The sequence below is a fragment of the Gammaproteobacteria bacterium genome (assembly GCA_003696665.1).
Lineage (GTDB): Bacteria > Pseudomonadota > Gammaproteobacteria > Enterobacterales.
The window spans coordinates 19,915-28,241 of record RFGJ01000050.1 but is presented as its reverse complement, the minus strand read 5'-3'; the positions used below and the strand labels follow the sequence as shown (position 1 = coordinate 28,241).

Here is an 8,327-nt window from a genome sequence, read left to right as displayed (position 1 = left end):
TACTATGGTGGCGACCGTTGACCAGTTGGCTCAGCCTCGTAACCTGGAAAGACGCATCGCCGAATTTTTATGCTTCGTTGATATCTTGATTAGACGCTTCTTTCGTCTCAGCACTCTCGCTCTTTCTTGGTCTGCCTGGACCACGTTTTGCCCCCGACTTAGGCGGACGACCCGGCCCCCGTTTGCCAGAGGCCGACTTTGGCGGGCGGCCCGGTCCCCGTTTGGGTTGTGCTTTTGGCGGACGTCCGCGCTTCCGCTTGGGTTTAAGCACTTTATCCACTAACTCTTGTTCAATCTTGGCAAACGCCTTGAGTTGTTTTTCTCGAAACTTTTCAACTTGAGTTTCAATTTTATCGAGACCTTTTTCTACTTTATCTGCCAGTTTGTAAAGTTTCTTCAATTGGCTGTCTACATTTTTATACTCAGCCTTGACCTCGCGAAGGTTTTGTTTTTCTAGTTTCACCGCTTCTGCTGCTTTCTGCTTTGCCAATCGTGCATTCTCCAGGGCACGCTTGGCGGCCGCAGTTCTTCGCAGTTGCCAGTTTGCACGACGATCGGCCACTTTATAGGTCGCCTGCTCATGTTTGGCTTCTGCTTTTAGCACCTTTTGTTCTGCTTTGAACAATTTTTTTTCAATCGCTGCTAAAGCTTTTTCTGCCATGGCAATGGCGGACGCCAGTATGCCGGTGCCAGGCACTTCTAATGCGCTTCTCGCTACCGTCTGCTTGGGTGGCCGACCACGTTTTTGCGTTTTCTTTTTCCCGGTCTTGCCTGTTTTTGAAATTGGTGTTTTTGCCATTGTTTTCACTCCCAGCCTCAGTTCAGGTCAAAAAATGACCAATGCATATTCTATAGCACTTTTCGTAAAAAAAACAAAATTGAACCATAAAAAAGGCGCTGAAAATTTTCAGCGCCTTTTCACCAGAATCACAACAAAAGATTTTTGTTAGTGAATGACAAGCTCCTTTAACAAGTTGTCAGCATGATCGATTTTCTCCATCACCCAAAGCATGTAACGGACATCGACATGAATGGAACGCGTGTTGTCCGTATATTCCCAATCAGCATTTAAGGTGTCATAAGTGCCGTCAAATAAAAGTCCAACAAGCTCACCTTTTCCATTCATTGTCGGTGAACCAGAATTGCCACCCGTGGTATCAACATCTGACAGGAAGTTGACCGGCAAGTCGTCAAGAAATTTCGCCTCATAGGCACCGAAATCTCTTTTTTCAATAAGCTGTCGTTCTACTGGTGGTACATTAAACGGCTTTTTGCCGGTGTCTTTGGCCACAATGCCTGTCGCTGTCGTAAATGGTGTATATCGACATCCATTATTATCGCATGCAACACCATCCCGCGGCTTTTGTTGACCTAGGGCAGGGTAACCCTGAACATTGCCATACGTAATTCGGAGCGAGCTATTGGCGTCGTCATACATAGGCCGTCCTTGTGCTTCAAAATATGCAAGCTTCGCTTCCATAAAGCGTGCACGCGCCTTTTTCACTTTGCCGTTAATTTCCTTAAAGCGGTCTTCGCGTGCTTTGAGAATCGGGTAGAGTCTCACAGCAAGTGAAAGCAGCGGATCTGAACTTTTCTCGAAAAAGTCAGGCTTTTTATCGAGTAAAGCAAGGCGCGTTTCGGGATCGCTCAACACGGAATCTCCGTGGATACGTTTGAAATAATCAACGGCTTCATCCACGTTTTTTGCATTGCCAGTGACGATTTTCACAATATTGCGTATTTCTTGATTTTCACTGGCAAAAAGCTTTTCAAGGAAATAGCGGAAGTTGGCACTTTCAACATCGATGTCAAAGCGGCGCTCTAGACTTCTCAAATAGCCTTCCCAGCGCTCCCGGTCGCGTACTTGAAAGCCGAGCTCACGCTGGTCGTCGGGCTTGACTTGGTTGAGACTCCATTTGTACAGATTGCGCGCCGTCGACAACATGCCGGTGCCTAACAGCCATGAAGACCATGCATCGGTCTCTTGCAATGCATGTTGTTGCGCCAAGGCAGCTTTAAGATCTTCTAATGCAGTGCGGTAAGGCTTCATTTCTGGCGTGGTATTAAGCCACTGCTGGAGTTGTGTTTCCTGCTTGCGCCGGTTTTCGAGCATGTGACTTCTCGCATAACCTTCCATCATCCCTTGGAAATTTTTAGCGTAGTTATTCAAACCCGCCAAACGGCTGGCGTATTTGATCGCTGCTTCTCTCTTTTGAGCGCCGATGGTTTCAATAATTCTCGCAAGATCAGCCAGTACTTTTTGGGTGCGCGGATAATATTTTTCGAACCGATAAGCCACCTCAGTCGAAATTTTATGTCGGTAGGTGCGGCCAGGATAGCCCGCGACCATGACAAAATCGCCAGGCGCGATGCCTTGCTTGCTTAGCGGTAAGAAACCTTTCGGCTTGTAGGGAACGTTTTCTTTATTGTAGGTGGCCGGTTTTCCATCTTTGCCAATATAGGCTCGATAAAACGCAAAATCACCGGTGTGACGGGGCCACATCCAGTTATCAATATCGCCGCCGAACTTTCCAATGGCTTCCGCAGGGGCATAGACAATTCGTAAATCTTTGAGCTCTAATTGCCGCAATAAGTAATATTCCGCCCCACCATAAAACTCGAACACGCGGCAACGGTGAAACTCGTCTTCACATTGGGCTATCTGGGACTTCGTGCGACGCTCCAGCTCATCAAGCAGCGCACGGCCGCTCAGCTTGTCGAGCCCAGATTTCATCACTTGACTGATGTTGGTGACTGACTCGGTGACCCACACCCGACGCCCCGGCGCCGCAGGTCGTTCTTCGGCCATGCTTTTTGCCAGGAAGCCTTTTTCAATAAGATTTTCTTCTGGCGTCGAGTTGTACTGCAGATCACCATAAATGCAGTGGTGGTTCGTCACGATAAGCCCATTTGGCGAAACAAAAGAGGCGGTACAACCTCCGAGCGACACGATGGCGTTCATTGGGAACTTATCCAGCGAAGAAAGTTGTTCCGGTGCCAGCTCAAGGCCATGTGCCTGAAGATCTTTCTTGAGGCTAGGCATTTGCTCTGGTAACCACATGCCTTCAACCGCCACCACATTCATGGTGATAAATACACATGAACTCAGCAAGAGCCGTTTAAATGGATTCATAGAAAAACTCCTATTTTTTGTTGTCATTTCCAAATTTTTCATTCCCTGGCCAGACGCTTTTATCATAATTTCATTTCGGGAACAGAGTCAGGGATCACCAGATCCCCTTCGGTTTTGGCCTTGATTTCCTCGACACTGACACCGGGCGCACGCTCAAGCAGGTGGAATTTACCATCCTTTATTTCAAGCACCGCCAGGTCAGTCACCACTTTTTTAATACAGTTCACGCCCGTGAGCGGCAATGTGCATTTTTTCAGGATTTTTGACTGACCGTGTTTATTGGCATGCATCATGGTTACAATGATATTTTCTGCGCCAGCCACGAGATCCATGGCACCGCCCATGCCTTTAACCAATTTCCCCGGAATCATCCAAGAAGCAATATTGCCTTCCTGATCGACTTCAAAGGCGCCAAGCACCGTCAGATCAATATGCCCCCCTCGGATCATGGCGAAGGATTGTGATGAACTGAAAAACGCAGCGCCAGTGACAGCGGTGACCGTCTGTTTGCCAGCGTTGATCAAGTCTGGATCCACTTCGTCTTCGGTTGGGAAGGGCCCCATGCCAAGCAAACCATTTTCCGACTGGAACATGACCTGCACGCCCTCGGGAATATAGTTGGCCACCAACGTCGGAATTCCAATGCCTAAATTTACGTAGTAGCCGTCTTTAAGTTCTTGTGCGACGCGTTGTGCTATCTGATGTCTGTCAAGTGCCATAATATTGCTCCTTATTCGCTACGGACCGTGCGTTGCTCAATGCGTTTCTCAAACGTGCCTTGGATGACCCGATCGACGTAAATGCCTGGCACATGAATGAAGTTAGGGTCAAGTTCACCTGGCTCAACGATTTCTTCAACTTCTGCCACTGTGATGCGGCCAGCAGTTGCCATATCGGGATTAAAGTTCATCGCCGTCGCCCGGAATATCAGGTTCCCCATGGTATCTGCTTTATAGGCTTTGATCAGCGAAAAATCAGCGGTTAAGCTCTCTTCTAGAACGTAATGACGTCCATTAAATTCGCGCGTTTCCTTGCCTTCAGCCACTTTGGTTCCATAGCCTGTTGGTGTGTAAAACGCCGGGATCCCCGCACCACCGGCACGGATCTTTTCAGCGAGCGTGCCTTGTGGCGTCAGAATGACCTCCATCTCACCCGAAAGGAACAGCTGCTCAAACAGCGCATTTTCACCAACGTAACTGGCGATCATTGTCTTGATTTGACGTTTTTCTAGCCAAAGGCCCAATCCAAAGCCGTCAACACCTGCGTTGTTCGAGATGCACGTGAGATTCTTTACGCCCATTTCATAGACTTGGCGAATCAATCCTTCGGGAATGCCACACAGCCCAAAGCCACCCACCATGACAGTCATTCCGTCTTTGAGTCCCTCAAGTGCGGCCTCGTAACTTGTCACCACTTTATTAAAACCAGACATCATGCTTCTCCTTATTGTTTTGAGCCTTCACAATTTGCAGCCAGTGCTCGAGCCACCTTCGACATGGGTTCGCGCCCTAGCTGCTGTGAGATAAACCAAGCCGTTTCTACTAAGGCATCTAAGTCGATACCGGTTTTGATGCCCATACCATTGAGCATATAGACGACGTCTTCTGTGGCTACGTTACCGCTGGCTCCTTTGGCGTAGGGGCAGCCACCCAGACCGCCAACGGCAGCATCCACCACACTGATGCCCATGTTAATCGCGGTCAAAATATTGGCCAACGCTTGGCCGTAGGTGTCATGAAAGTGCACCGCAAGTTGTGCCAAGGGAACCTTTTTACCCACCTCGTCAATCAGTTTTTCTGTCGCTAACGGGTTGCCAGTACCGATGGTGTCCCCCAATGAAATTTCGTCGCAGCCCATATTGAACAGTGCTGTGGCGACTTCTGCCACCTTATGTGGCGAAATTTCTCCTTCATATGGACACCCCATCACGCAGGAGACATAGCCTCGCACCCGTATACCGTTATCTTTTGCCTGCCGAACGACGGGCTCAAACCGTGCCAAACTCTCATCAATGCTGCAATTGATGTTCTTTTGGCAAAAGCTTTCTGACGCAGCACCAAAGACAGCCACTTCCTGCGTCCCACATGCCAACGCACGTTCGAGGCCTTTCAGGTTGGGCGTCAAGGCGGAAAATTGCACATGCGGCAATCTGGCTCGAACCTCCTGCATGACCTCTACCGCATCGGCCATCTGTGGCACCCATTTGGGGCTGACGAAGCTGGTGGCCTCAATGTTTTTCACACCAGCCCTCGCCAGATGTTCAATCAGGGCCACCTTGGTTTCAGTCGATATGGTTTGACGCTCATTCTGTAAGCCATCTCGCGGGCCAACCTCGACGATTTTGACGAAAGTAGGGCGCATCAGTCTGCCTCCTGTGTCAAGCGAACGAGTTCAGCGCCTTCATCGACTTGATCACCTGGCTGGTAGAGAATTTCTTCTATGACGCCATCCGTAGGAGCCTTGATACGATGCTCCATTTTCATTGCTTCGATAATCAGCAGGGTATCTCCCGCCTTCACTTTGTCACCAACCGCAACCATCACTGAGGTCACCGCGCCCGGCATTGGCGAAACCAACTGTCCGTCAGTACTTTCATCCGCCAAAGAAGCAAAGGGGTTGAACAACTCAAACTCGAAAACGTCCCCATCAAGCAACACATGAATGGTGTTTGCCTCTGTCACAACATGCGCCGCGAAGCGTTGTCCGGATACGTTGACCAATGCGCAATTGTCTTGTATTTGGCCTTGGACATTGAGCATTTGCTCGCCCCATTGCACCGACAGCCCGTTTTTCACATAAGAGATGTTCAGCGCTATCGGCTCAGAGTCGGCATTGCTTTTCCATGTTAAACGAAACTGCTGGCGATTGACTTTATTTAAACGCCAACCGGTCCGTAGCGCCCATGGTGACCAAGGATCGGATGTTGTTTCACAATGAGTTTGCTGGTTTTGATTATCCGTCAGTGCAAGTGCGAGCGTAGCGATGACCTGTTCAGACAGTTCGACACGTTGTGATTTCAACGAATCCGCATGTTTTTCGATGAATCCTGTTTCCAGTTCTGCTTGTTGGAAGGCAGGGTGCTCCGCCAAGCGACGTAAAAAGCGAACGTTATTGTGCAAACCGACAATGTAGGTTTCACGCAACGCCTGACCCAACCGCCTCAGGGCGGACACACGATCCTCACCCCAAACAATCAGCTTGGCGATCATCGGATCATAATAAATCGATATTTCATCACCTTCCTGGACACCGGTATCAACGCGCACATGCTCGCCGTCTGGAAAGCGCAGGTAATTTAATCGGCCGGTCGCGGGGAGAAAATCATTGTCAGGGTCCTCCGCATAAATACGCGCTTCGAAAGCGTGGCCGTGAATCTTTAGGTCGTCCTGCGTCCTTGGCAACGCTTCCCCTGCAGCCACTCGAATTTGCCATTCGACCAGATCGGTGTTTGTGATAAGTTCAGTCACCGGATGCTCAACTTGGAGTCGCGTATTCATTTCCATGAAATACGCTTGCTTGCCATCGTACAAAAATTCAATGGTGCCAGCGCCAACATAACCAATGGTCTTGGCGGCCTGAACCGCTAATTGACCAATGGTGTGACGAAATGCCTCGTCAATATTTGGTGCTGGCGCCTCTTCAATCACTTTCTGGTGACGGCGCTGCAGTGAGCAGTCTCGCTCAAATAAATACACTGCATTGCCATGCCGATCGGCAAAAACTTGAACTTCGACGTGTCTGGGTCGTACCAGATATTTTTCGATCAAGACTCGATCGTCACCAAAACTCGCTTTAGCTTCGCGCTGGCAAGCCGATAGCGCATCAAGGAAAGCGTCGGCAGATTCTACGAGACGCATTCCTTTGCCGCCCCCGCCGGCGACTGCTTTCAGAAGTACCGGGTATCCGATTTTTTCTGCTTGTGCCTGCAAGAATTCCGGGGACTGATTTTCGCCGTGATAGCCTGGAATCAATGGAACACCAGCTTCTTCCATGATCGCTTTGGCTGCCGATTTGGAGCCCATGGCGCGAATTGCTTTCGCAGGCGGTCCAATAAAAATGATGCCAGCTCGTTCACAGGCTTCAGCAAAGTCTGCATTCTCCGATAAAAAGCCATAGCCGGGGTGTATGGCATCGGCGCCACTTTTCCGCGCCACCTCCAAAATTGTTTCGCCGTTCAAATAGCTCTCTCTGGACGGGGCAGGGCCAATATGAAAGGCCTCATCGGCCATTTTGACATGAAGCGCCTCTTTATCGGCGCTCGAATAGACGGCCACCGTCCGAATCCCCATTCTTTTAGCGGTTCTAATCACTCGACAAGCGATCTCTCCCCGGTTGGCGATGAGAATCTTATTGATCATCAAGAACCTCCTCACCATCATCATCGAACAATTTCAGGCTTAATTTGTCCACCGGTGGCCAAACCGGGGGCCGTTTTTCGAGAAAAGCGCGTATCCCTTCCATGCCTTCGGGTGAAGCGCGGCGGTCAGCGATACGATTTGCCGTTTCGCGAATGATTTCTTCATCAATCGGCGACTCTGCGACCAGCGACACCAGCTTTTTGGCTTCCCTGACAGCAAGAGGGCCGTTATTTGCGATGGCGTCGCACACTTCATCCGCACGCTGCGTTAATGTGTCATGTGGCACAACCTCTTGCACCAAGCCCGTCCTCAGTGCGGTATCCGCATCGAAGCGCTCCGCTGTGACAAAATAACGGCGGGCTGCACGTGCACCAATCGCACGGACAACATAGGGACTAATGACAGCGGGAATGAGGCCAAGTTTGACTTCCGAAAGGCAAAAACTCGCTCTATCGCTGGCCAGTGCGAAATCGCACGCCGCCACCAGCCCGACACCGCCACCAAATGCTGCCCCCTGAACCACGGCCATGGTTGGCATACTCATATTGGCCAGAGTGCTCATCAGAGAGGCAAGTTTCAAAGAATCTTGGTAGTTTTCTTCCCAACTGTATTGCGCCATACGTTGCATCCAGTTCAGGTCAGCGCCGGCAGAAAAGCTCTTTCCGGCGCCCCGTAATTGGACAACGCGCACCGAGGGATCGGAATTTAACGCCTGTAAACCTTCGATCAGTGCTGCAATCAGTTCATCATTAAATGCATTATGCACCTCGGGTCGATTCAGTGTGAGAACAACCACACCGTTATCGCGTCTTTCTTCAATAAATAGCTTTTCCATC

7 protein-coding genes and 1 pseudogene are annotated in these 8,327 nt (G+C 49.9%); all 8 read right to left on the bottom strand.

Going from position 1 to position 8,327, the window contains the following annotated elements:
- Positions 1–67 precede the first annotated feature (67 nt).
- Positions 68–295, bottom strand: coding sequence for a hypothetical protein (locus tag D6694_01620; GenBank protein RMH47752.1), 228 nt, complete (start codon positions 293–295; stop codon positions 68–70).
- Between the two features lie 426 nt (positions 296–721).
- Positions 722–799: pseudogene (locus D6694_01615) on the bottom strand (hypothetical protein).
- 147 nt (positions 800–946) lie between these two features.
- Positions 947–3,133, bottom strand: coding sequence for a S46 family peptidase (locus D6694_01610; GenBank protein ID RMH47751.1), 2,187 nt, complete (start codon positions 3,131–3,133; stop codon positions 947–949).
- A gap of 62 nt (positions 3,134–3,195) precedes the next feature.
- A complete protein-coding gene (locus tag D6694_01605; protein ID RMH47748.1) occupies positions 3,196–3,852 on the bottom strand; it encodes a CoA transferase subunit B in 657 nt (218 codons plus the stop codon).
- Positions 3,853–3,863: 11 nt separating this feature from the next.
- Positions 3,864–4,565 carry a CoA transferase subunit A gene (locus tag D6694_01600; protein RMH47750.1) on the bottom strand — a complete coding sequence of 234 codons (702 nt, stop codon included), beginning with the start codon at positions 4,563–4,565 and terminating at the stop codon, positions 3,864–3,866.
- Positions 4,566–4,576: 11 nt separating this feature from the next.
- The gene (locus D6694_01595) at positions 4,577–5,497 is read right to left on the bottom strand and encodes a hydroxymethylglutaryl-CoA lyase (protein RMH47747.1); all 921 of its coding nucleotides are present in this window, start codon (positions 5,495–5,497) and stop codon (positions 4,577–4,579) included.
- Positions 5,494–7,491: an acetyl/propionyl/methylcrotonyl-CoA carboxylase subunit alpha gene (locus D6694_01590; GenBank protein RMH47746.1), complete on the bottom strand. Its 1,998-nt coding sequence runs from the start codon at positions 7,489–7,491 to the stop codon at positions 5,494–5,496. Before D6694_01590 ends, D6694_01595 begins: the two co-directional genes overlap by 4 nt.
- Positions 7,481–8,326, bottom strand: coding sequence for an enoyl-CoA hydratase/isomerase family protein (locus D6694_01585; GenBank protein ID RMH47745.1), 846 nt, complete (start codon positions 8,324–8,326; stop codon positions 7,481–7,483). Before D6694_01585 ends, D6694_01590 begins: the two co-directional genes overlap by 11 nt.
- Position 8,327: the final 1 nt, after the last annotated feature.

What these genes read in the sequence shown, in the direction of transcription:
- D6694_01610 (RMH47751.1), bottom strand. Translation starts at nt 3,133, where the DNA reads ATGAATCCATTTAAACGGCTCTTGCTGAGTTCATGTGTATTTATCACC.
- D6694_01605 (RMH47748.1), bottom strand. Translation starts at nt 3,852, where the DNA reads ATGGCACTTGACAGACATCAGATAGCACAACGCGTCGCACAAGAACTT.
- D6694_01600 (RMH47750.1), bottom strand. Translation starts at nt 4,565, where the DNA reads ATGTCTGGTTTTAATAAAGTGGTGACAAGTTACGAGGCCGCACTTGAG.
- D6694_01590 (RMH47746.1), bottom strand. Translation starts at nt 7,491, where the DNA reads ATGATCAATAAGATTCTCATCGCCAACCGGGGAGAGATCGCTTGTCGA.
- D6694_01585 (RMH47745.1), bottom strand. Translation starts at nt 8,326, where the DNA reads ATGGAAAAGCTATTTATTGAAGAAAGACGCGATAACGGTGTGGTTGTT.